The sequence below is a fragment of the Cognatundibacterium rivi genome (genome assembly GCF_018139565.1).
Lineage (GTDB): Bacteria > Pseudomonadota > Gammaproteobacteria > Burkholderiales > Burkholderiaceae_D > Undibacterium > Undibacterium rivi.
In genome coordinates, this window is the sequence record NZ_JAGSPK010000002.1 from 898,456 (window position 1) to 923,133 (window position 24,678).

The 24,678-nt window shown below is 45.7% G+C and carries 15 protein-coding genes; all 15 read left to right on the plus strand.

Annotated elements, in window-relative coordinates; genetic code table 11:
• The first annotated feature begins 15 nt into the window (after positions 1–15).
• Positions 16–1,701 (plus strand): phage tail sheath family protein, encoded by a 1,686-nt coding sequence (locus KDM87_RS17730; protein WP_230407638.1) that lies wholly within the window; start codon positions 16–18, stop codon positions 1,699–1,701.
• A gap of 74 nt (positions 1,702–1,775) precedes the next feature.
• Positions 1,776–2,234: a phage tail protein gene (locus KDM87_RS08540; protein ID WP_186883737.1), complete on the plus strand. Its 459-nt coding sequence runs from the start codon at positions 1,776–1,778 to the stop codon at positions 2,232–2,234.
• A gap of 8 nt (positions 2,235–2,242) precedes the next feature.
• The gene (locus KDM87_RS08545) at positions 2,243–2,710 is read left to right on the plus strand and encodes a phage tail protein (RefSeq protein WP_212678632.1); all 468 of its coding nucleotides are present in this window, start codon (positions 2,243–2,245) and stop codon (positions 2,708–2,710) included.
• Positions 2,711–2,722: 12 nt separating this feature from the next.
• Positions 2,723–2,887, plus strand: a complete 165-nt coding sequence (locus KDM87_RS08550) for a DUF5908 family protein (protein ID WP_212678633.1) — start codon at positions 2,723–2,725, stop codon at positions 2,885–2,887.
• A gap of 2 nt (positions 2,888–2,889) precedes the next feature.
• Complete coding sequence (locus KDM87_RS08555; RefSeq protein WP_329604912.1) at positions 2,890–3,570, plus strand: CIS tube protein; 681 nt, start codon at positions 2,890–2,892, stop codon at positions 3,568–3,570.
• 41 nt (positions 3,571–3,611) lie between these two features.
• Positions 3,612–5,402, plus strand: a complete 1,791-nt coding sequence (gene vgrG, locus KDM87_RS08560; RefSeq protein ID WP_212678634.1) for a type VI secretion system tip protein VgrG — start codon at positions 3,612–3,614, stop codon at positions 5,400–5,402.
• 19 nt (positions 5,403–5,421) lie between these two features.
• On the plus strand, positions 5,422–5,721 hold the full coding sequence (locus KDM87_RS08565) for a PAAR domain-containing protein (RefSeq protein ID WP_212678635.1): 300 nt from the start codon (positions 5,422–5,424) through the stop codon (positions 5,719–5,721).
• A gap of 18 nt (positions 5,722–5,739) precedes the next feature.
• Entirely contained in the window at positions 5,740–6,153 is a 414-nt protein-coding gene (locus KDM87_RS08570; RefSeq protein WP_212678636.1) for a GPW/gp25 family protein, read from the plus strand.
• A gap of 18 nt (positions 6,154–6,171) precedes the next feature.
• Entirely contained in the window at positions 6,172–9,942 is a 3,771-nt protein-coding gene (locus tag KDM87_RS08575; protein ID WP_212678637.1) for a baseplate J/gp47 family protein, read from the plus strand.
• Positions 9,939–10,757 (plus strand): hypothetical protein, encoded by an 819-nt coding sequence (locus tag KDM87_RS08580; RefSeq protein ID WP_212678638.1) that lies wholly within the window; start codon positions 9,939–9,941, stop codon positions 10,755–10,757. The genes KDM87_RS08575 and KDM87_RS08580 overlap by 4 nt, the downstream gene beginning before the upstream one ends.
• Before the next feature lie 3 nt (positions 10,758–10,760).
• Positions 10,761–11,054, plus strand: coding sequence for a hypothetical protein (locus tag KDM87_RS08585; RefSeq protein ID WP_212678639.1), 294 nt, complete (start codon positions 10,761–10,763; stop codon positions 11,052–11,054).
• Positions 11,044–13,572, plus strand: coding sequence for a hypothetical protein (locus KDM87_RS08590; RefSeq protein WP_212678640.1), 2,529 nt, complete (start codon positions 11,044–11,046; stop codon positions 13,570–13,572). The genes KDM87_RS08585 and KDM87_RS08590 overlap by 11 nt, the downstream gene beginning before the upstream one ends.
• 5 nt (positions 13,573–13,577) lie before the next feature.
• Complete coding sequence (locus KDM87_RS08595; protein ID WP_212678641.1) at positions 13,578–19,835, plus strand: contractile injection system tape measure protein; 6,258 nt, start codon at positions 13,578–13,580, stop codon at positions 19,833–19,835.
• Between the two features lie 18 nt (positions 19,836–19,853).
• Complete coding sequence (locus KDM87_RS08600) at positions 19,854–21,200, plus strand: ATP-binding protein (protein WP_212678642.1); 1,347 nt, start codon at positions 19,854–19,856, stop codon at positions 21,198–21,200.
• Positions 21,201–21,250: 50 nt separating this feature from the next.
• Positions 21,251–24,655, plus strand: a complete 3,405-nt coding sequence (locus KDM87_RS08605; protein WP_212678643.1) for a hypothetical protein — start codon at positions 21,251–21,253, stop codon at positions 24,653–24,655.
• Positions 24,656–24,678: the final 23 nt, after the last annotated feature.

The window sequence follows — 24,678 nt, forward strand, 5'->3', positions numbered from 1 at the left end:
TTCAAAGGAATACATATGGCTGGCGCGTATAAAACCCCTGGTGTCTATATCGTAGAAAAAAATGCTTTTCCTAACTCAGTTGTCGAGGTTGCGACTGCAGTTCCTGCATTTATCGGATACACCGAAATAGCAAGTAACAAAGGAGCATCGCTTAAAAATAAGCCCTGGCGCATTTCCTCCATGTCTGAATTCGTCAATTTCTTTGGTGGTGCTCCGAATGATAAGTTCGCCATCGATACATTCCCGAGTGAAGACGCCAATGTAAAAAATGCGCCTAACAGCGATTTCAGAATTGGCGACGACGAATATCAGTTACTTAACACTAAAAACCGCAACTATCTTTACTACAGCATGAAGTTGTTCTTTCAGAACGGTGGCGGCGCATGCTACGTCGTGTCTGTTGGTGACTATCAGGCAAAAATCGAAAAAGCCGCTCTGGAAAGTGCATTTGACGAACTGCTCAAGGAACAGGAACCGACGATGATCGTCATTCCTGATGCGATGTCCCTCAGCATGGATGACTGCATTTCGCTGCAACAGGCAAGCCTGATGCACTGTGGCGGAAAAATGAAAAATCGCTTCTCCATTCTTGATATCTATGATGGCTACAAAGATCGTCGTGACGATGGTGACTGCATCGCAAAATTCCGCAATGCTTTAGGCACCAGTTTTCTCGACTTTGGTTCGGCTTACTATCCTTGGGCAAACACATCCATCGTACAACTCTCTGATTTAGGTTTTTCTAATATCGCTGATCTCAAAAAATTAAGCGAATGCCTGAAAGCAGAAGTGAATATCAGCACCCTGCATCAGGATAAGAAGGATGCTTATAACGAGCAAATTGACAGCATAGAATCGGTGCTGGCCGCAGCTGAAAAACTGAAAGCGGATAAAAAAGCAGCAGCAGAAGCTGACGCTAAAAAGACATCTGAAGACAGAGCGAAGGAAAGAGCCGCGTTAGAAGCAATGTCGGATGAAGATAAGAAAAAAGCGAAAGAAGACGCTGATAAAAAAACGAAAGCAGAGGCAGAAATCAGTTCAGCACCTGCTGAATTGCACAAAACATTGTTCACGATCAGCCCTTTGTACGTGAAAATTTTAAGTGCCATTCAGGTCAAGCTGAATCTGTTACCACCATCGGCCGCCATGGCCGGCGTCTATACACTGGTCGATAATTCGCGTGGCGTCTGGAAAGCACCTGCCAATGTCAGCCTGGCGTCGGTTGTTTCTCCTTCAGTCAATATCACCCACGACGAACAAGAAGATTTGAACGTAACAACTGCGGGTAAATCGATCAATGCAATCCGTAGCTTCATCGGCGAAGGAACTCTGGTCTGGGGTGCCAGAACCCTGGACGGCAATAGTCTCGACTGGCGCTACATCAACGTGCGCCGGACGATGATCATGCTGGAAGAATCCCTGCGCCTGGCAACGAAAGCTTATGTTTTCGAACCGAATGTCAGCGGCACATGGGTCACGATCAAAAGCATGGCAAGCAATTTCCTGACAGGTATCTGGAAACGCGGCGGTCTGGCTGGTGCAAGCCCGGAAGATGCATTCAGTGTGCATGTAGGTCTGGGAGAGACGATGACTGCTGAAGATATTCTGGAAGGCATTTTGCGGGTCACTATTCTGGTTGCGCTGAGTCGCCCGGCCGAATTCATTGAAATCACGTTCCAACAGCAGATGCAGAAATCTTAAAAATGCTTTTATAACGCAATACTGCGTTATTAATCAGCGTATTTTTTAAAGTTACTTTCTTAAAGAGGTTTGTTATGGCAGATGATGGATCTAAACAATCAGCGAATGTATGGCCTTTGCCAAAATTCTATTTCCGCGTGAAATGGGATTCCAATGAGATGTCATTCCAGGAAGTCTCCGGTCTTGATGTTCAGTCAGAAGAAATTAAATACCGCCACGGAAACAGCCCTGTTTTCTCCGTGATTAAAATGCCCGGCATGAAAAAATACGGCAATATCACGATGAAAAAAGGCGTGTTTAAAGGTGATAACAAGTTCTGGGATTGGCTCAACAAAATTAAGATGAACACCATCAAACGTGTTCCGGTCACGATCAGTCTGCTGGATGAAGAAGGTAATGACACGATGGTGTGGACTTTAACCAATGCATGGCCAACGAAGATTTCAAGTACCGACTTGAAATCAGAAGGCAATGAAGTGGCAATCGAATCAATCGAGATTGTCCACGAAGGTCTGACTATCGCTAATAAATAAGCATTGATATGACTGGTGAATATTTCGAGGAAGGCTACCCTCCTGCCGCGTTTTATTTCACGGTGACCTTTGGTAATGGCGTACAGGTTCCTGATGCTTCCTTCAGCGAAGTGTCAGGAATCAGTCTCGAGATGGAAACGGAAGCTGTTACGGAAGGCGGAGAAAACCGTTTTGTACATCAGCTTCCAAAAAGTATCAAACATCCTAACCTTGAATTAAAACGCGGTATTTCCATGCTCAACTCACCGTTGGTCAAATGGTGCAAAGATACATTGGAAGGTGCCTTTATCAAGTTGATCGTTCCTCAAACGATTATCGTGAAACTCAATGGTGCAGATGGACAAGTACTACGGGCATGGGCATTCATAGATGCTTATCCCATTAAGTGGGATGTCGAAGGATTTAACGCGACAAAAAATGAAGTGGCAATCGAGAAGATGACTTTTGCCTATACCTATTCGAAACGTAGTAAATGATCTGGCGAAATCATGTCGATAGAAATTAAAGAGCTGATTATCAAAACGACGATACTGAATCATCCTCAGAATAAGGAGGATGACGTTATTGTGGATAAACAACTCATCAAAGACGAAATTCTGGCCGAGTGTCGGCAGATGGTACAAAGTCTTTTACGTGAACCGAGGGAGCGCTGATCGTGTCCGGGCAAAAAACACTGCTCAAAATTTCCGGCTGCACCGTCGCTGAAAACGGCTCTATCAGTGTTGATAGCAGTCGCCCGTTTTTTGAGGCTCTGATTAATCCATCCGGATACGGACATGATTTTTCTATCAAATATGCAAAAAATCAGACCTTGGGTCAAGCTGGGAATGAGGCAAAATTTCATGCCAGCCAGCCACAAAAACTCAATCTCAAAGAGCTGATTTTGGATGGAACGGGTGTCATTCTCGGCACAAAAAAAACGGTAAAAGAACAAGTGCAAACTTTGCGAAACACGATCTACAGCTATGTAGGCGTAAAGCATGAAACCCCTATTGTACAAATCGTGTGGGGCAGTCTGATTTTTTACGGTCGGGCAGAAGGAATGAAATTTGATTACACACTATTCAAACCGAATGGTGAACCTCTGCGCGCAAAAATCACACTCAACTTTGTGGAATACATCAGCCCAGGAGAAATGGGGAAAAAGAAGGCTGCAAGCTCACCGGATCTGACTCATCTGATCACGGTCAAAGCTGGCGATACGCTGCCGCTGTTATGCGACAGAATTTACCGCGACAGTAGCTACTATATGGAAGTCGCTCGCATCAATGGTCTTAGTTCTTTTCGCAATTTAACACCCGGAACAACGCTTAAGTTTCCGCCATTGGCAAACTAAAGATATCCGACGATGCTATTACTAATTTGAAATAAACAACCATGGCTAATTCTCCATTAAACGACAGTACAGGAGTTCTGAGTTTTCTGATTACCTGCGACGGTCAGAGCATGCCAGACTTGGTCAAAGTGGTCTCTATCGAAACCCGGCATAGTTTTAATCGTATTCCCTCTGCGACAATCACCATTCTGGATGGAGATATGCCAAACGGGCACTTTCCTGTTGCCGATGCGGGGAATTTCAAACCAGGCACAAAAATCGTTATCAGTGCAGGCTATGACTCGAAAACTCAGGTGATCTTTGAAGGCATCGTTATTAAGCATGCCGTAAAAATTAATGGGGAAAACTATTCGCGGCTGATTATCGAGTGTCGAGACAAGGCGTTAGCAATGACGGTTGGGCGCAAGAATGCCAGCTACGTCAACAAAACGGACAATCAAATCATTTCAACGCTGATCAGTAATCATGCAGGTTTAAGCGCCACCGTCGATAGCACTTCCGTTACCTATAAAGAACTTGTTCAGTACTACGTGACGGATTGGGATTACATGATGGCACGCGCTGAAGTGAATGGTTTGCTTGTCAATGTTGACGCCGGAAAAGTGAGTGTCGCGGCACCGGCAGCCAGTGGAAGCCCAGTTCTCACGCTGACTTATGGTGTTGATCTGCAAGAGTTTCAGGCTGAACTCGACTCCTGCTGGCAATTAAGCAGCGTCACCAGCACCAGCTGGGATCTGACAAAACTAGCCATCGTGCAGCAAACTGCACAACCGGAAACGCTGACTGGTCAGGGCGATCTTGACTCAAAGACGCTTGCCGAAGTATTGAATGCCGGTGATTTTGGTTTGCAGACCGCAGCACCATTGGAAAGCGACGCATTAACGGCCTGGAGTAAAGCACAGCAAACTAAAGCCGCACTCTCACGAATTCGTGGCCGGATGCAGTTTCAGGGAAGTGCGCTGGTCAAACCTGGCGTTTTGCTGGAACTGAAAGGCGTGGGAAAACATTTCAATGGAAACGTCATCGCGAGCAATGTCATTCACAGCGTCAGTGACGGTAACTGGGTCACCGAGGTTGAATTCGGTATGCCGACATATTGGTTTACCGAAGAACATCAGATACAAGCGCCAGAGGCAGCAGCATGGACCGCAGGCATTAGCGGATTACACATAGGCATCGTGCTGAAACTTGATGCCGATCCTGAAGGTCAATACAAAATCCAAGTTTCGATTCCATTAATGAATGCGGCTACCGTCGGTGTCTGGGCCCGGTTTTCGAGTTTTTACGGCTCATCGGGTTTTGGTGCATTCATTATTCCGGAAATTGGTGATGAAATCATTCTGGGGTTCTTTAACAATGACCCATCCTGCCCAGTCATTCTCGGTAGCCTGTACAGCAGCAAACATGTACCACCGTATGAGCTTGCCGCAGAAAATAACTTTAAGGCGATCGTCACACGTAGCAAACTGAAACTCGAATTTGACGAAGAAAAGAAAATTATTACCTTGATTACGCCGGGTAAAAACAAAGTTGTCATCAGTGACGAAGATAAATCCATCCTGCTTCAGGATCAGAACAATAACAAGGTCGAGCTGAGCCCGAGCGGAATTTTGTTGGATAGTCCCAAAGACATCACCATCAATGCCAAAGGAAAAGTAGCAATTTCAGCCGTACAAAATGTCGAAATTGCCGCCCAGATGGACGTCAAAACCACAGGTCTCAATATCAACAGCACTGCCAACGTCAGCTTCGTCGCCAAAGGAAGCGCCAGCGCAGAGCTGTCTGCTGCTGGTCAGACTACGGTCAAAGGCGCCATGGTCATGATTAACTAAACGGAAGAAAGTCATAACTATGCCTCCAGCCGCAAGAATAACCGACATGCATGTCTGCCCCATGGTGACTCCCGGTCTGCCGCCGATCCCGCATGTCGGCGGCCCAGTTTCAGGACCTTGTGTACCGAATGTGCTGATAGGTGGATTACCGGCAGCCGTTGTCGGAGATCTATGCGTCTGCGTCGGCCCTCCAGACAGCATCGTGAAAGGTAGTGCAACAGTCATGATCAGCAGTCGACCGGCAGCGAGAATGGGCGATACGACGGCACACGGTGGAAATATCGTGCTTGGTTTTCCGACCGTCATGATCGGTGGCTGATTTTATTCGGGAGATAAGATGAATCAAAACATATCATTTCTTGGCACTGGCTGGAATTTCCCTCCCGAATTCTCAAAGCGCGGCAACGTGGTCATGGTCAGTGCAGAAGAAGATATCAGACAAAGTTTGTTCATACTACTGTCAACTTCACCCGGTGAACGTGTAATGCAACCCAATTTTGGGTGCGGACTGAAAAATCAGGTCTATGAAAATATCAATGAAAGCACTGTCACGATTCTGAAAGACATGATCGCGCGCGCCATCCTGTTTTATGAACCACGTGTAATTCTTGAAAATATTGTGACTGACGCGTCTGACGCTTACGAAGGCAAACTGAACTTCACGATTTTTTACACGATCATCAGCACCAATACCCGCCACAATATTGTCTACCCCTTCTACTTGCGTGAAGGCACCGATGTGCAACTTTAAGCCCTCAGCAGGATCGGTATGAAGTCACATTTAATGATCAGCGATGGCCGCAGCCAGTTACAGCGCCAGCTACCAGCATTAAGTGGAGACTACTTCCATCTCAACGAGATGCGCTTTGAACAGCTCCTCGCTATCGCAAGTGAATATGCACGCCTGATGCATTTTTATCAGCCTGATCTCAATACCGATGGCGACTGGTACCAATTCTTCGCTGCGGATGAAACAGTGCTGATTGCGACTATATTGGCTGTTGACACACAATTTCTCTCAAAGCAGTTTGAACATCGATTGCAAAGCGAGCCGGATTACAGCGACTGGTTCCGTACCGACATCGCAACAAAGTTAGATGCATCGTATCGGGATCTGATCAACTCACCATTGCTGATTCTCCGTTTGCTGAATCAATGGCTGACCGCATTCAGCCTTTTACCAAATAATCTCACCAGCCAAGCCAAAACCTTATTGGAAGGCATATTGCGTGGTCTGAAATGGGAAATTCAAAGCCTGATCAACAGTACGCCTTCGGGACTGAAAGTCTATGTGAATGCATTGTTCAGCAAGCAATTTAAAGAACTCGTTGAATGGCCAGCAAACTCAGTAACCGACAATTCGCCGATAGAAAAACTCACTGTCTCAACGACGCAGATTCGTCATAATTTCCATACGCTGAATCTGGCAATTACCATGTTGCAAAACGGGGTAAAGAAACTATTACCAACGTCCATTACAAGCGGCAATCACGACCCGGCTGTCAGCTTATTAATCAGTTTCATACGTCTTTTTGAAAAACTAAAAAAACGGCTTAACCGGTTCAGCAATAAGCATATCGATTTTTATTATGGCCAGGTTCTTGGCATGGAACCGCAACGACAACGGCCAGACAGCGCGCATATCGTCGTCAAGACCAATACAGCCGTACGCCAGATTTTCATCGAAAAAGGAACAGAGTTCATTGCAGGAAACGATGCAGGACAACGCGACATTGTTTACAAAGCGGATAGCAATGCTCAACTCAGCGATGCAAAAATTGCTGCTATACACACTCTTTTTTTCGATCGGCATGCGTCAGCATCTCAATTACTGAGGACGCAATCAACCTATTTGCGAACGATAACGCCGCCGCCACCAGATGGAGAACAATCCCTGCATGAAAGTCTGCCGCCAGTTCCGCTGATGGGGGCGCCGAAACCGGGGGAACATGTATCAGGAGGAAGCGCAGCTCGTTTTGGTTTTGCGATTGCAAGCCATACGTTGCTGATGCACGAGGGCGAGCGTACCGTATGCCTCACATTCCAGTTCCGCGACAACAGCAAATATACTCTTGAGTCCAGTCTGAAAGAAATCGCTAATCAGATTTTGAAACAGGAAAAACATTCACAGCATGGGCAGACATCTCGGCTAAGGAATGTAGACGTGTTTGTGAAACTCGTCCGCAGTATGTTTCGTCTCTCACTGACCAGCGCTGCAGGTTGGCACCAGATCACTGAATATCGTCCTGAATACCAAGGATTAAATCCGGAATTAAGCGCCAACTGCCTGACCATTACATTCACTCTGCCCCCCAGCGCTCCGGCGATCACAGAATATCAGGAGAGTATCCACGGCGCGGGGTTCCAGACAGCCCTTCCCGTTCTGCGGGGAGAGATGACACAGAATGAATATGCGTATCCCTACGATATTTTAAGTCAGTGGTTTCTTGACGAGATACAAATCGACGTGCACGTCAATGGATGCCGTCAGCTTGTATTGCATAATCACATAGGGCAAGTCAGTACACTCGCGCCTTTTTTACCGTTTGGCCCTCTCCCCGATATTGGCTCTTACCTAGTTCTGGGTTGCGAAGAGATATTGAGTAAGCAACTACGCGATGTTTCGGTTGACGTTGAGTGGGCGGGATTACCAAACTCTCCAGGCGGATTCGTCAGCTATTACAGTGCTTATGTTTCACCACTTCAATCCGGCGCAGTGCTGATAAAAATGTCAGTACTGGTCGATGGCAAGTGGGTCAGCGCAAGCGCCAATGACAATCTGTTTCAGCATCAAACCAATGATGATGGAACGCACAGCAATCAAGTGCGTACTGAAAACCGTCTCAGTTTTCGTTCAGTGATCCCGTTCTACAAACAGAGTTTACCGACACCTCAGACGACCGCAAGCAGCGCATTCAGCTATACGTCAGCAACCATGAACGGCATGTTCAAAATCAGTCTGAATGCTCCCGATGGTGCTTTTGGTCATCAGGAGTATCCACATTTGCTATCGCAAACGCTGACCAGCAATGCACAGACCAAAAAATTAAATCTGAAAAAAGCCTTGCCTAATCCGCCCTATACGCCGCAAATCAGCCGTATTGTTTTGAACTACCAGGCCTGTTCAAAAATAAGCTTCGAACACAATAAATCAGAGACACATTCTTTTTTTTCTGAACAATTTATTCATCTCCACCCCATCGGTTACGAGGCGATTCAGCTTCACGATAACAAAGATGTTGCCTTGATTCCTGATTATGACGCAACAGGAAATTTATTAATTGGCTTAACTGCACAACGCCTTTCCGGACCGTTGAGTCTCTATTTCTATTTACGTGAAGATTCGCTGCCAATGACAAAGATTGCAGATGCCAATCTGACCTGGTCATATTTATCATCCAATCGCTGGAAAAAATTACAGCAGGCACAAATTCTGGATGACTCCACGCAAGGATTCATGACCAGTGGCATCGTACAATTGCAGTTACCTGACGATATCGACAGCGATCATACGGTGTTGCCAAAAGATATGTTCTGGCTGAGAGTCACTGCTCAGCGAGGGTTGGAACGGTTTTGCAGCCTGTACGGTATCTATACTCAGGCAATCAAAGTTACATGGGATGCCGATCAGGGGCAAAAACTGAACTCCGTATTACCGGCATTCAGTATCAACAAAAGCCGCAAGAATATCGCCGGCATCGACAGGATATTGCAAATCAGATGCAGTTTTGATGGGAAGTCAGAAGAAAGCATTTCACAATTCCGTACAAGAGCGAGCGAACGTCTGCGTCATAAAAATCGCAGTCTGACTGCGTCGGATTATGAATCGCTGATATTGGAAAAATTTCCTCAGGTGTATAAGGTAAAGTGTTTTTCCAACCTATGTACAGATTATGGTTCGCGCAGACTGATACGGCCCGGGCATATTCTCATCGTCCCTATTCCTCACTTAAATCAGGGGGGGCATAGCAATCAGAAACCGAATCTGAGCGGACATCTGATTCATGAAATTCAGAGCTTCATCAAGACTTACGCCCCGCCTGACGCGACCATCAGCGTAGAAAATCCGGTGTATGAAGAAATACAAGTGCGCTGCACGATCAAACTGAAAACAGAGTTCAATAACAGCCGTTTTGGCGGACGTTATATTGAGCAAATTAATCAGGCAATTTGCGACTACCTCTCACCATGGAATGTACACGGCCAGCATCGGCATTTCGGATGGTCGATACAGCAGCATAACGTCGTTTCATTTCTGCATGACCTTGAATATGTCGATGAAGTCAGTGGCGTATCCATGTTGCAAATTTGCCCTGTCGGCAGCTCCGCAGAACTATTGTACGCATTAAAAGATAACGCCAATTTTTTACATCAGGAGAAAGACCTGCAGCCGAGTTATCCCTGGAGTATCGCCGTACCAATTAACGATCACTGGATAGTCATTGCCGACAAACCCGGACAACACTCTGCGAAAGCCATTGGCATCAATGAGCTTAAAGTAGGTTCCACATTCATTATTCCAGCGAGAACAGAGACATGACCCGAAGAACGCGTCAGATGCTACAAGAGCAGTTTAAATATGGAAAAATGCCGACAGAGGAAGATTTTTCTGACTTAATCGAATCCATGCTGAATATGCTGGATGAAGGTTTCGATAAAACACCGGAAGCAGGATTCAAAGTCGCGCAACTACGCGATGGAAAACTGGTCAGTTTTTACAAGGATATTAATATCGGGAATGCACTCTGGTCTCTTGGTCTGGAAAAATCTAGCGACAATCTGAGTATTCAAGATGCCCGCAATCAGGCACTCCTTACCTTATCCAGCACAACCGGCGCCGATGGCGTGCATCGCACAGCAGTCGGCATTCGTAAAACCGAACCACAGCATGAACTGGATGTTGCTGGCTGTATTGCCTCTCACGGCCGCATCGGGCGCGAGGGAGAATTAGCTGTGCCAGCCGATGGTCGCTGGTATGACATTACAGAAACGATGACCGGCTGCCAAGCATGGGAAGTTATCGCCGGAGCCGGCGCAAAAGACAGCGATGGCCGTTATGCGCTGACCCATGCGTTTGCATTAAATGCGTTTAATGCAAACGGCAGCATCACTTATCATCAAACACATTTCGGTAATAAATGCAGCCGGATCGAACTTCGATGGGTCAACGACAATCCAGAGAAACCATTTGAATTTAAATTACAAATGCGTGTTGGTTGCAGCTACGGTGATGACGTATGGATTAAATATCATCTGACCCAACTCTGGCTGGATACCCTGATGTTAGAAAGTGACCAGAAACCATTGCGTCAGCCGGTTCCTCAGTACGATGCCAAAGGCAAGGTTAAAAATTAATCTATGAAAGATTTGATTTCATTCTCTTTGAGTCTTGCTCAGGGCAATCTGATACTGGAAGCACTGGTTGAACGGCCTTTTAAAGAAGTTTTTGAAACGATAGGACATCTGAACCAACAAGCGGCGGCAAGCTTTCCCGAAGGATCGGATGAAGACGATATCGGTACGATCAACGTCAGCGCCAGTCAGTTGCGTCTGATTCTGAGTGTATTGGGTGAAATGCCCTACAAGCGTGTCAGCGGACTGTTACACAGCATGCACCAGCAAATGCAGGAGGCAAAGGAAAGTGATCAGTAAAGATCACATTGATCGTCTGCAAGCAGATCCTGACGGCCTCGACTTCGATGCTCTCCGGATGCAGGGTCTCGAACTTTTGCAAAGTTTGTCCAAAGAAAAATGGACAGATTACAATTTGCACGACCCCGGCGTCACCCTGCTGGAATTACTATGCTACGGATTGACCGATCTGGTCTACCGCACCGATTTTGACGTCAGCGACTTTTTATGCGGACAAGACGGCGGCATCAATTACAAAGCCTTAGCGCTCTATGCACCGCAAGAGATTTTCGTCAATCAAGCGCTGACCGATCTTGATTTTTGTAAATTAATTTACGACAGCTTGCCGGAAGTGGAGGACGTGTGGATATTGTCAGCCAATGATGATCACTCGATACCGGGCATGTTTTCCGTCTTCATCAAACCTCACGAATCCTTATTTCTTCCAAATCAAAAAGATACTCGTCAGGTGCAGCAAACCTTACGCAATGATGTCATCTGCTTGTTATCAGAACATCGCAACCTCTGCCGCGACATTGATGATATCCATATCGTCACTCCACAAGCCTATACATTAGCTGGTGAAATCGAAATTGATGATAGCCGTCCACGTGCCGAAATTTACGCAGACATTTACTTCCGCTGCGCAAAACTGATGACCGCCGGTAGCCAGATTTTACGTTTTGAAGACGCCATACATCAGGGCCTGCGATGGGAGGAAATTCTGTGCGGGCCTTTGACAACCCATGGGTATATCAACGAAAAAGATTTTTCGCAGGAAAATTACGACATTGATGTCATGAAGCTGATTACGTTAGTACGCCATATTCCAGGCGTAAAAAATGTCAAATCACTGTTTCTGGTCGATGAAAACGGGAATAACTTAGAACTGGTGCATATCGGCCACAAAGATATTAACTGTCCGGCATTGCACTTCGTTGAACAAAGCGAAAAGATACACGCCCTGCGTCTGGTACATGGAAGAACCACGTCGCTGGACGCGAGTCATGATGATGAAAAAACCGTTCAGAAAAGCACACTGCAAAACAAATATGAAACTCGGGAATTCGGTGAACAAATCGCTTTGTATTTAAAAAAATATGAATTTGAGCATAATGCATTTCGCCGCAACAAAGGCAAAATCGATCACATCATACAACTGCCTCAAGGGCAGCACCGCGACTTCGCACAATACATTTCTCTTGGTGAAAATACTCCTGCAATCTATGGCATCAATCACTACGGCGTACCAAAGTCTGAGCCACCAGAGGTTCATGCCAGAGCACGTCAATTAAAGGCCTACCTTTATCCATTCGAACAAATGATGGCGAATTACTTTGCGTCATTAGAAAATATACGTAGTCTTTATTCCATCGATAAAACGCTGGATCGTAGTTATTTTTCGCAGTTTCTTACGAACGCAGAAATTCCTGACATCAAGCATTTATATACATCAAAAGCAAACGAATCAGAAGTCGCAAAAATTATTACAGGACAAGATAACGTCTATGACCGGCGCAGCCGGGTATTGGACTCATTGCTCGCCATCTACGGCGAAGAATTTCCCACTGAAGAGCTGCGGCGCTATAACTACTATCAAAACGAAAAGCTGGAACAGGATCTGATTAACAACAAAATACATTTTTTAAAACACCTGTGTGAACTCAGCAGCCGACGTGGCAGTGCCATCAATGTTCAAAAAGAATGGGATATTGAAAGTCTGACTCCTTTACAGAAACGTCTGCAAATTCTGACAGGTTCAGTCAATGACAAAAAAGTAAATTCACTAACGGAAGCTTTCCGGGGAAAAATTAAGTTCGTCAGCAATAACCGTTATAAAGACGGACGCCTGAAGCAAGTCAACGCCCCCAACACGATTGCCTACGAAAATACCAAAGCGCTTGCTAAACCCGCTGACTATGTGTCTGATCCGGCATTTACCCTTCCTGATATGGAAGTATGCGAATACTTGCTGCGTGCCGGAGTCGATTGGGCTAGCTTCAGATCCCTGCCTGCTGGGCGCACGCATGCATGGTTATGTCTGACTGTACAAACGGAAGAAATCTGGCCTCTTCTTCTTTTACCGACCGAAAAAATCAGTCTGTATGCGCAACACATGCAACACGCCTTCATCCAGCTAAGTATGGATTGTGAAGGATTTCATCTTGTCGAGCACATCTTACTGCGCCCGCACGGTGAGAATACACATCGTAAGATTTCACATGATTTCTATGCCCATCGTGTCAGCGTTATCCTGCCTGGATTTACCGCAAGATATGCTGATCAGAAATGTCGCAACTGGATAGAAAATCTGATCGCACAGCATCTTCCTGCTCACGTCATGCCAGAATTTTTCTGGTTGGAATTTGCCTTTCTGGCGCAATTTGAATTGCGTTATAAAAATTGGATGAGCGCACTAAAAACTTTTGCGCTGGCGGGCTACAAAGCTGACGCTCAAGATCTGGATAATAAAGCAAGCGATCTGATTGAGTTTTTGAAAAAAAATCGTCATCAGCAAACCAGACATTTCTGGATATAAGCAAAATGCGAACATCCAATCTCATCCATCATTTAGTGTTTGATCTGTCATTTGCTGACATGCAAACGGATGGTGCCACATCGGCTGATTGGATTAAATCGTCTCTGCTGCCGCTCATCGATCAGGTATTGGATGACATATGTATCGAATTGGGGATAGAAAAAAAGGAAGTTAAACGAATAGAAAAACTGGAAATCGACTTGGGATGTATTCTACAGGCTGAATCAGAATCCGAATTAGCACGTCGCCTGCGCACTCAATTGCGTAACACCTTATATTTCCAGATAAGCGATTCTTCTCATCATATCTCCGCACCAGAAGCCACCAACGAAGCACATCAGCATCTGCTGGACTTTCTGCAAACAGGACAAATCAGTTGGAAGTATTTAAGTGACCGGACGAATGCACATAAAAAACTTTTGCAAGCCGTTCTCGACGAAGGATGGCCAGATAACTTACTGCGTAGTCTGGTGTCGAATCAGCGCCAGTTACTGCGTTTAATCCGCCAATTTGATACCGGCACATTGTTCGCCATATTGCGCCAGGCGTTACGCGACTGGCCAGAAGATAATCAGGATTTACTGTTTGACTGGCTGACTCTGGAGCTTATCACCCTTCACGGTAACCATCCGTTAACTGAACAATTCTGGTTGTCAGTAATACCTCTTATTCATTCTGCTGACAAGAATTTCGACTCAGTAATACAAGCGTGGTTGTCTGTCCAGCAAAAAAATAAAAACCAGGTCATCCACATTTACCAAAATTTTCTGGAAAAGAATTCATATTTGTCGCAGCAGTCACGTGTTGCGATGAATGAGGCTATACAAAAACTTCGTGCGGCGACGGCTACTTCTGTGTCATCAGAAAAATTACAGATGAACAGCAAAGCGAACGAGCTTGTACGTTCATATCGCATGAAAATACTAGCTTCGAGAAGTTCACTTGCCAACGCAGAATATTTATCGTCTGAAAAAAAATTCAAGACTGGGAAAATCTCGTCTCCATCGATATTAAATACAAACATTCCTGAAAACACAGACGACAGGAATATAAGCCGGCAATTGATGACCGTACTATCCTCAGACGACAGAGAACATCCGGTATCAACAACCTCGTTGAATCAATTATTCAACAGCAGCGCCGATTCTATACGAGCACAACACAGTAATGCCTGGCAACAGTGGTTAAATGAATTCCCGGTAACAAGTTGCCTTGATCTGATCGCAGTCCTGCAAGAGCATTGTAGTGAGTACATTCACGGACAATTAAAAAATAATCTGCACACGCTCAGTAAAGAGTGTCTGGATCAGCTCGTTACGTATGCGCTATGTGCACGGGTCAATAGCCTTGAAGTCGCAGATCTGGAGCGTATGCTGGCCGGGAACAGGATGTTGACTACGCCATTTCCAAAACAGGTACACGAGCAAGAATTACAGAAAAGCGTTGCCATAGAAAAAATTGAAGCAATACCTGAAGTTGCAAAAAAAATTCCTCAAAGCCAGATATTAAGTGCATTAAAAAACGCCGATGTCTCGCGTTTATCAGGCCTCTGGAATCTGCTGATCAACAAGCATCCGGCACTAATTCTCAAGTTATTACCAGATCACAAAATACAATGGCTGGAGCGTTTTCCACTGCACTTCCTGAGCGACATAGGCAGAATAGTACAAACAGAAGCCAGCAGTGTATGGCAACCCAAAATCCAATTAGGTTATCACGCTCAGATTGATGCCGCGATCCGCGCCGGCTTTGATATTTTATTTACTGCACAAACTCAGACGCTATCAATCCAAAGTTTTATCGCTAAAATAAAAACACTGATCCGCGAGCAACCGTCGTTGGCTGAGATCTTACAGTCGATCGTAGAAAATGCACCTGCATCATCCGCATTGACCCGCCATGATCCCGCGGTTACTGCTGCGGAACTTACTTCTACGGTCGTTAATGAAGAAGCAGATAACTACACAACAGTATCTACGTTGCCAGCAGCACTTTGCAGCAACGACACGACCATACTTTCCACAGCAATTGAATACGCGTTAGCAAACGACATGCCCTTGCTGATTCGCATCCGACATCAGCATTGGCGCAGGTGGTGGAAAAACCTTCCAAAACATCTTCTTAGCGCGCTCATTCTTCAATTACATGCATCGTTACGCCCTGAACTACAGATAATATTGCAGACAAAAAATGGCATTTCTTTATCTACAATAGAGAGACTTATTCCTTTGCTGTTAGCCAGCCCAGAAAACTCTTTCAGCAGAGAACAACTCAGCGCAATTATTAAGGTGGATGAAAAGCCGCTTGAGATTAGTAACGCTGACAACGCCAACCTGGTGACCAACACCTCCATCAGAAATAGTGGCGACACAAACGATGTTCCTGATGAGTTGAATGAATTAACTGTTGCTTTTCAGCGCGCAGACATACGCCGGATAAATGTAATCTGGCCAGCACTTATTGCGAGTCACACCAGACAATTACAAAGTACGTGGCTCTCACTCACACATCCGCAGAGAAATACATTAATTGCTCAGCTACCGATAGAAAAACAGCTTGTCTTGATACAGATTTTGCATCCGGACTTTGCGCACTATGTAAAAGAACTGAATGTTTACGCCAATACGCTGGCAAACATTATTTCGGATAACAGAGCAACAATTTCGTTAGCAGCAGAGAAAATTTCCGCTAACGTCATCTTGAAAAAGGTATGCACATTTTGTTTACAAGCTGAACCATCGTCGGAAAAAATGACGATTAAAAATATTTTTATGGTGGCTTTCGCAGACAAATCGAACATTGATCAAAATAGCTTGCAACGCATCTGTAGCGACACCCGCTTAGCTGATACAAAGTATCTGCGTCATATTTTCCCATCTGAAAACGTCTCTTTGAAAAACGAGAGCACTCCCTTGTCAGACAGTTTCAGGGCATGGCAACAAAGCAGGATACAACTGCAGAATTTAGGTCTCAACAGAAATGAATTACTTCGCTATTTACATTGGCTGATCTGGCATCAAAACGCTAACGAAGGAAAAGATTTTAGCCTGATGTTAGCCAGTATAAAAGAAGCGGAAAAACATTCCAGCGCACCAGAGCTTTTCCTGCAATACGTACTTGAAGCCATCAAGAATGGCGAAAACATTGACATAGATTCTTTAAGAAAAAAAACAGACAATCAGCCAGCGACTTCGCGCCAGCAAGCTCAAGCTTTCCGATCAGCGACTAATGATCCAGCTGAAAATCGCCCGAAAAATCTAAACGAAGAATACGTCGCCCCTGCTAAGCACGAGACAAGTGCAACCCAACCTACACTCATGGAAAATATTGAGTTAATTAATCAAGTTGATCAGGCTTTATTATCGGACACAGGCTGGAGTGACGTCCTTGCACTGCTAAAGCAGCAGCCGGAAGTATTGCCAATATTACGCAGTGCCCAATTACATCGGTTCATATCAACATGGGTACATCAGGCTGCGAGTAAGGGTATTTCATCCATATTTTTAGATGAAATGGAAAATCTGGCGTTGACAACAAATTCCATTCGCCTTTTTTATATCAACATCATCCAGCAGCTCCTGAACGATGACAATGGCGATCTGCCGAACCTGGAAACACTGCGTCGAAAACTAACTGAAATAAGCACATACGCCCGTAATGATCTGCGTCAGCCACCGTTGAACGGTCTTACTGAAGCAGCGCTTCTCCCCATGACTAAACCAGGTGCCACAACGAAGGATAAAGCGTCATTCAGCTCACAATTGCTGCAGTTGTTATCAGCGACCTCGTCGATAAATAGCCATCAAGCATCTGCTGCGATCAATAGCGTCGGCATCACCGGAGAAAATTGGCATGCAAAGCAGGTATCTGATACGACGAAGTACTCAACAGAGTTTTTACCAACTCTGAATAAACTGGCATTTCGTCAGTGGGTTTATCAATGGCTGAACTTAACTGCATCCTCAGTCCTTGACGAAAGCCAGTCAGATGGATCGCAACTCGACATTAGCTTTTCAAATACATCAACAGAAATTTTTACGAACTTACTACAAGCAATCAACGACACGACTCCAGCATCTGTCATAAAAACGTTTCAGGAAATGGCCGATGCCAGCTTCCATCTGGATAAACAATTCTGGTCAGTCATAAACAAGCATAGCCGGGATAATTCGGCAGATGAAATCGTTTATCAACAATGTGTCGCGCTCATTCATCAGGTTCCCTGGAACAGAATCACACCTGACGAGCTTTCGTCCACGCAAGGCAATACACCTGGTAACGTAACGGCGAGCCATCAGTCCCCTCTGTCGATGAGTACGCAAACGACGCTGACTGCGCAGCTCGCACATGCGTTGTTGCATAGTCAGTTAAACAAGCTGAGCCATATCTGGCCTGAACTGATTCAATATCATCGTGATCTTTTAGCGCAAGCGCAGTGGCGTTATTTACGTCGCATTGATCTGCGCAACAAACTGATCGCTGATCACAATCCGGCGATACTAAAAGATTTAGTCGCCGCGCTATCTGAGACGGCGGCCCATCTTCTCGAAGAATTATGGCATCAATGGGAAAGTTATCGACCAGCGTTATTGAACGACATGCCATTAATCACATGCCAGCAGAAGAGCCTGGCATCCGTGTTTAATGCTCTTCTGGAGCAGAAGATAGATTCAGACGATGTCTCTGCTATAGCCACTTCGATTCTGACGGCACTGACAGAAAAGCCTTTGTCTCATTCCCTTACGCAGGAAATCGCCATTTACTGGAAAGCAGCAAGCCACTCCGGGCAGACACCGCATTGGTTTGCTGCGCTTCAGATTCTATTTCCTGAGACAGACTGGCATAAACAAGAGTGGCAACAACAATTACTTCTCCGCTTAAAACAAAGCGATCCAACAGCCACCAGAGAATTCTGGAAAAGCCTTGCCCGACATCTGGAAAAGAATACTGTTCAGCTTGCGCCAGGCAATATATTTCATGAAGAAACCAGCAAAGAAACTGATACCGCCATACCACATGCCATAGGCGACACTACGAACACGCTGATCAATACCCTGCAGACGACGCCGGTTCAGACAACAGCAAAGCCTCATGACATCCTCAGTGCCATGATCATAGCTGCGTTGAAATTGGCGAGGCCATCTTGGTTATCGTCGGATGGCAATGTCAGTAACACAGAGAATGGTACGCAGCCGAAACAAGCGCCACCGGAAAACTGGATTTCACAATGTGTATTGCTGCTGCAAAAGCATGCCCCGCTATCGACGCGTGATGAGCAATTTCTGAACTTTATCTTAGATAAAATTTTCGAGATACCAGTTTCTGCCGGCGAAGAAATATCACTCGCCTTACACTCGGAAGTCGCTATCGCCCGGCTGGTTGATGCAGTTTCCTGTACAACCCTGCAAAGACTCTGCCATTGTCTTACGCCGGAACTGGATATGCGATTACCTGAGTTAGTAACGCAGATAGAAAATGCGCTGGGAATTAGCCTGAAGCTGACTCAAACCATTTTTCTAAAGCAGACGTGGTTAGCAATTTATCGAGCTCAGTTCACCCAGTCACGTCCGGTGACGATGCTGGAATTTGTCACTCGCTTCCTGCGCGAGCTGTGCAGTGTATATCCGTTGCCTGACGTTGATAGCTGCCTTCAACTGCTCAATGAACATCTCCAGCAAACAGACATTCCAAAAGTAATGCAGACGAATCCTCAAGGCACTGAGGCATCGACACAGCATATAGCAGAGCCGGCAGTGAACATCCAGGATACACATGTTATCAATGCGGGCTTAGTCATCGTCGCCCCGTACATTCAACGCCTGTTCACTATCTTAGAACTGACCAAAAATGCAGCCTTTATCGACGACGCGGCCGCGGAACGAGCAATACATCTTTTACAGTACATCGTCACAGGTGAAGAGCAAACTCCAGAATATCAACTGAGCCTGAACAAACTCTTATGCGGCGTACACGGAGGAATTCCCATCGTAGCGGGAATACAGATGACGGATCATGAAAAGGAAGTGATCCAGCAAATGCTGCAGGGAGTAATTACACATTGGAGTGCGATCGGAAAAACGTCGATTCAAGGCCTGCGTGAAACGTTTTTGCAAAGAGAAGGACATTTATACAAGCAAGAAGAAAGCTGGCAATTACAGATTCCATCGGCAACATTTGACATGCTGTTAGATCGCCTTCCCTGGAGCTTTTCCATGATTAAGTTTCCATGGATGCCAGAACCCTTACACGTTACCTGGCGTTAAACACTGATCATGACTCTGATGATGACAAATACAATTGCCGATTGTCTGGAACAAGAAATTGCCTGGTTCGGTCGCGTCTGTGAGACCCGCATGAACGCTTACTTTCAGCAAAGTGAAAATGCGATCGATCTGGAGGCTGCTTGCCCAGCACCAGATATCTCGCAGTCCCCCAGCCCCTATGCGAGTTTGGTACGGGAACACAACATGAGTTTTTCTGAGCGTGTCGTGCTGATGCTGGCATTCATTCCTTATTTACGACCACAGGTGCTCGATATTTTTTCTATGCAGAATGCCGTCTTGGGACGACCTTACAGTGAAATTGGCGGCTGGCATGGAAAGAGTCACATTGGCTTTTTACCCACCTGCGAAACTGCTTCGTTTATTCTGGCAGGCACTGATCTCGCAACCCGTTTTGCGGTTGCCCGCCTGTTCAGAGATGAGCATTTTTTTCACAAGCACGGAATACTCAAACTGGAACAGAAAGACAGTGGCGAACCCTTCTTTAACTCCGCCCTGTCGCTCAGTAATGAATACCTGCAACGTCTGGCAGATGGAGAAATTCACAAACCTGATTTCAGCGCCAGCTTTCCAGCGAAGCTGATGCAATCGCAACTGACCTGGTCTGATCTGGTCTTAAATGCTGACGTCATGGAAGAAGTGGAAAACATCGTCACCTGGTTAAAGCAACCAGCACAAATATTGCAGACATGGGGATTAGAGAAATCTCTGAAGCCCGGTTATCGAACATTATTTTATGGCCCACCCGGAACCGGTAAAACGCTCACTGCCAGTCTAATCGGCAAAGCCGTGGATGCCGATGTTTACCGGATTGACTTGTCGATGCTGGTATCCAAGTACATCGGTGAAACGGAAAAAAATCTGGCCAGCGTTTTTGACCAGGCACAGAACAAACGCTGGATATTGTTTTTTGACGAAGCTGACTCTCTGTTTGGAAAACGCACGCAGACAAGCAATTCCAATGACAGGCATGCAAATCAGGAAATCTCTTATCTGCTGCAACGGGTCGAAGATTTCCCTGGGGTGATCATCCTCGCAACGAATCTGAAAGCCAACATTGATGCTGCATTCTCACGTCGCTTTCAGAGCGAGGTTTATTTCGCAATGCCGGATGCAAAACAGCGGGAGCGGCTCTGGCAAGGTCTTTTCGGAACCACAGGAAAGCTGGCACCAGATGTGAATTTTGGAGAGATTGCAGAACGCTATGAACTTGCCGGTGGCGCGTTACTGAATGTGGCTCGTTATGCGGCAATTCGCGCAGTCAGGAATCAACGGGATGTAATCATACAAGACGATCTGCTGGCGGGTATCAGCAGAGAATTGATGAAGGATGGGAAAACATTGTGAAACCGCTATTCAATCTACCATCGGCAAAAAACGATACTGTCCGGAGCCTTATGCACTTTCGTTTGCCAGTTAATGCGACCATTCTGATGCGAAAATCTTTACTGGGTGCCAGCCTGCTGCTATCAAGCTGGCTGACATCCGGTCTCTGTCACGCTCAGAGCACTTCTGCCAGTGTGCCCGCTGCGACATCAGAAGCACTTGCTGCCAGCAAAAGTGTAGAAAATAATAAACCGCCAGAGATACAGAAAGCAGTAGCCGCAACTACAGCAAATACGCAGGTGATCACGGTTACCGGTTACGACCGTCGTATCCGGCAGGAACACTTTAAAGGCTTGAGTAAAAACAGCATTCTTCAGATGCAAAAACAACTGGGTTTGATCTACCAGGATCTTGCTGAATGGAAGCGGGATTTTTCTCTCAAACAGGCCCCCTTAAGTGACGGTATCGTCGGTCCCATCACGCTTTCATGGCTGCAACGGTTCGGATTTAATTTCAAGATCAATGCGGAAGGCGATTATGCGAACGCCTTCGCCGACAATATTAACCGCATCGCAGCATTCGGCGAGAAACATAAAAGCGAACTGCAAATTTTAGTGAGCCCGGAATTTGAAAGCTGGGATTCATCTCAGTCAGAAAAAATCAAAACAAAAGACTATCAGATCCGCCGCCAGGGAAATGACAGCGAACTGATAGAACTCGTCAATCGCTTTCGCGGCAGCAGAAAAACGGCGCCACGAATTGCCCAAAACAGAAACATCGATGAAAGTGCTTACTTTACTTATAGCCTGAGCCAGGCAGATCTTGAAGTGCTTGGCAGTAAAGATCAGGTGATTCAGATTCTGAGCACATTGAAGGATAAAGAATTCAATTCAACCGAAGCACTCAGGGTTGCCGTATCTCAGGCAATGGGGGAGCGCGATTATTTCATCCGGCAGCTCTGGCCTTTAATCGAAAAAAATGCCGGTGTTTTCGATGGCTATCTGATCAATGAAGCTGCACTGACTAAATTAAAACAGACGAGCGAGTTCCCTGCCGCTGTCATCGATGAATTGCGTCTGCAAGGAACGCAATACTTCAAGGAAAGGGACGATTTCGACAAGTTTCTTAAAGAACTCAGTGAAAAAGTCATACCGCTCTCTGATGATGAGCGCAATAGCATTGCGGATGCAGCGCTGGTGTTTGACAACGTGCATCTGACGGAACAGTCGATCAATATCATTAAAAGTGAGCTAAAGGGCAACATACAGAATACCGGCCTACCCGCCGTTGTCGTTCGTGCCTTACAACAAATGAAGGATGTCAACTATCCAGAGATCAGCCTTTTCAGGGCTGCTGCGATCTCTAAAATCGCGATGAGCATCGGTGCCTGCAAGCTGAATTCGCCATCCAACAATAGCTTTGTCGGCACACTCAGAATGAGCGATGAAGAATTTTCTCTTCTAAAAAAAGAGTTAAACAGTTTGCAGCCACAAGCGATTGATGGAAAAAACACGATAGGAAACAATATCGATAATACGTTCAGCGAACTGGAAAAACTACGTGCCCAGCTCAGCCTGTGCGATAGCGATACTCTGCGAAACTCCAGAACTCTGGTGCAAAGCATTTATCAGACTTATCTGGGAGTTGCGATTGAAAACATCGCAAAAAAACGTATCCCCGACGAAATTTCTCCGATACAGATAAAAGGCAACGACTGCGGGTGCGCTTTAGATGAATTTTCTGGAACAGTTTATGGTTTTTATCCATACTGGAACAATCAGAAAACGCCGCAGACCATCAATTTTCAGGTTCTGAACCGGGTCGCTTACTACGGCTTAACGGTAGACAACGTTGGCGAACTGCATCTTGGATCAGATAATTTTGATGTAAGAAATGGCAGCGCCAAAGAAAATCAGTTCCTGAATACTGCACGTCAATACAATTCAAAGGTCGATTGGGTCATACAAAAAAATGACTGGAATGGCGATTGGCGCAAACAATCAAGGGCAAACAAACAAGCTGTATTCAAAAAACTGGTGAGTAATATTACCTTGTTATTGCATACCAGACTGACCGATGCCGCCTCTAAATTAAGACCGTACACCAGTTTCGGTCTGGTAAATACACCGACACGCGGGGATGGCGTCACGATCTATTTTCAGAATTATCCGCAAGATGCAGACGCGGCACTGCTCTTCAATGAGTTTTATGCTGACCTGCGTAAAGAGTTAGCGCAGGATAATGTCTGGCTCAATATACTGGTGTCTCAAGAGACCTTTACCAATGGTCAGGAAAATAAACGCAGCGCTTTAAGCCTGACTAATCTGGTGAACTTGCAGAAAAAGGCAGATCTGCAATTAAGCGGTTCCGGTAGCAATAAACCTGTCGTCGAGGAACACATCCTGGTTTTGTTAGAAGAGCCCAGTTCCGATGCAAAAAAACGTCTGCAGGGTGATATCGAAAATGAAGCTGGCTTACATGGTGAAAGACGTGCAAGGTTTTTACGTCGGGTGATTCCGGTCGTGCAGTTTGACAATCACAACTGGCAGCAACTGGAAGACGATATCGTGTACGCAAGCGATAATTTCGGTGGAATTGGTTTCTGGGCGCCTGATTTCAATAATCTGGCAACGCCCATCACAGATATGACGCAATCATGCAATAACGGTAAAAACATCGCTTTGTGCGTGTTGAAAAATAACCGGGAACAAGATCAGGTAGAAAACCAGCCCTCTGTCGTCGAAAAATTTACCTGCGTCTACCGAGGCTATTTGCAATTAATGCTGACATTGCTGGTGTTACTGGCAATTACCTTAGCCATACTCTATTTCAAGTATTGTGAAGTGCAGAATCTGGTTAAGAAATACTTTTTATGGGTATTAGCGCTGATGCTGATTCCTATCTTCCTGCTTTTTACTTTATTGCTTTTTTATGATCCCTATATGGTCAATTTATCGAAAGGAAAATTGCCATTCATTATTTCCTTGCTGATTATTATCTCCGGTATTTTCTTTGGTTATCTTTACCTGCGTTCCAAACGTGACGTGCCATTACGGCAAAATGCTCTACCACAACGCCAAGGACTAGGGTTTCCTATCATTATGTGGTCGCTGCAAGACGATGATAAAGGGTTCCGCTGGGTCATCAGAAATCAGGGAACCGGCTATGCCATCATCAAGAAAGTTGAAATACTGCTGGATGGGCAGGCAATTGCTGATGCCAAGACCGCACTGGAAGCGGTGCTAGGTCCGGACAATAATCTGCAATGGAACAGCATGCCTCTGATCGGTCAGAAAATCATGCCCGGTGAGACGGTGATTGGTCTGGCCATCAGCGATCCCGAAGCAGCGACCGCCTTTGATGTGAAATTACAGGCGCACCAGTTAAAGGTGAATATCACGTACTGCTCGGCCAATAACGAACACTGGCTCAGCAATGGCAAAGAAATTTCATCACTGAGCACAGGAGGGTATTGAAATGAAATCCGCCCCTTTTTATA

What these genes read in the sequence shown, in the direction of transcription:
- KDM87_RS08600 (WP_212678642.1), top strand. Translation starts at nt 19,854, where the DNA reads ATGATGACAAATACAATTGCCGATTGTCTGGAACAAGAAATTGCCTGG.
- KDM87_RS17730 (WP_230407638.1), top strand. Translation starts at nt 16, where the DNA reads ATGGCTGGCGCGTATAAAACCCCTGGTGTCTATATCGTAGAAAAAAAT.
- KDM87_RS08565 (WP_212678635.1), top strand. Translation starts at nt 5,422, where the DNA reads ATGCCTCCAGCCGCAAGAATAACCGACATGCATGTCTGCCCCATGGTG.
- KDM87_RS08550 (WP_212678633.1), top strand. Translation starts at nt 2,723, where the DNA reads ATGTCGATAGAAATTAAAGAGCTGATTATCAAAACGACGATACTGAAT.
- vgrG (WP_212678634.1), top strand. Translation starts at nt 3,612, where the DNA reads ATGGCTAATTCTCCATTAAACGACAGTACAGGAGTTCTGAGTTTTCTG.
- KDM87_RS08545 (WP_212678632.1), top strand. Translation starts at nt 2,243, where the DNA reads ATGACTGGTGAATATTTCGAGGAAGGCTACCCTCCTGCCGCGTTTTAT.
- KDM87_RS08540 (WP_186883737.1), top strand. Translation starts at nt 1,776, where the DNA reads ATGGCAGATGATGGATCTAAACAATCAGCGAATGTATGGCCTTTGCCA.
- KDM87_RS08605 (WP_212678643.1), top strand. Translation starts at nt 21,251, where the DNA reads ATGCACTTTCGTTTGCCAGTTAATGCGACCATTCTGATGCGAAAATCT.
- KDM87_RS08580 (WP_212678638.1), top strand. Translation starts at nt 9,939, where the DNA reads ATGACCCGAAGAACGCGTCAGATGCTACAAGAGCAGTTTAAATATGGA.
- KDM87_RS08585 (WP_212678639.1), top strand. Translation starts at nt 10,761, where the DNA reads ATGAAAGATTTGATTTCATTCTCTTTGAGTCTTGCTCAGGGCAATCTG.
- KDM87_RS08595 (WP_212678641.1), top strand. Translation starts at nt 13,578, where the DNA reads ATGCGAACATCCAATCTCATCCATCATTTAGTGTTTGATCTGTCATTT.
- KDM87_RS08570 (WP_212678636.1), top strand. Translation starts at nt 5,740, where the DNA reads ATGAATCAAAACATATCATTTCTTGGCACTGGCTGGAATTTCCCTCCC.
- KDM87_RS08575 (WP_212678637.1), top strand. Translation starts at nt 6,172, where the DNA reads ATGAAGTCACATTTAATGATCAGCGATGGCCGCAGCCAGTTACAGCGC.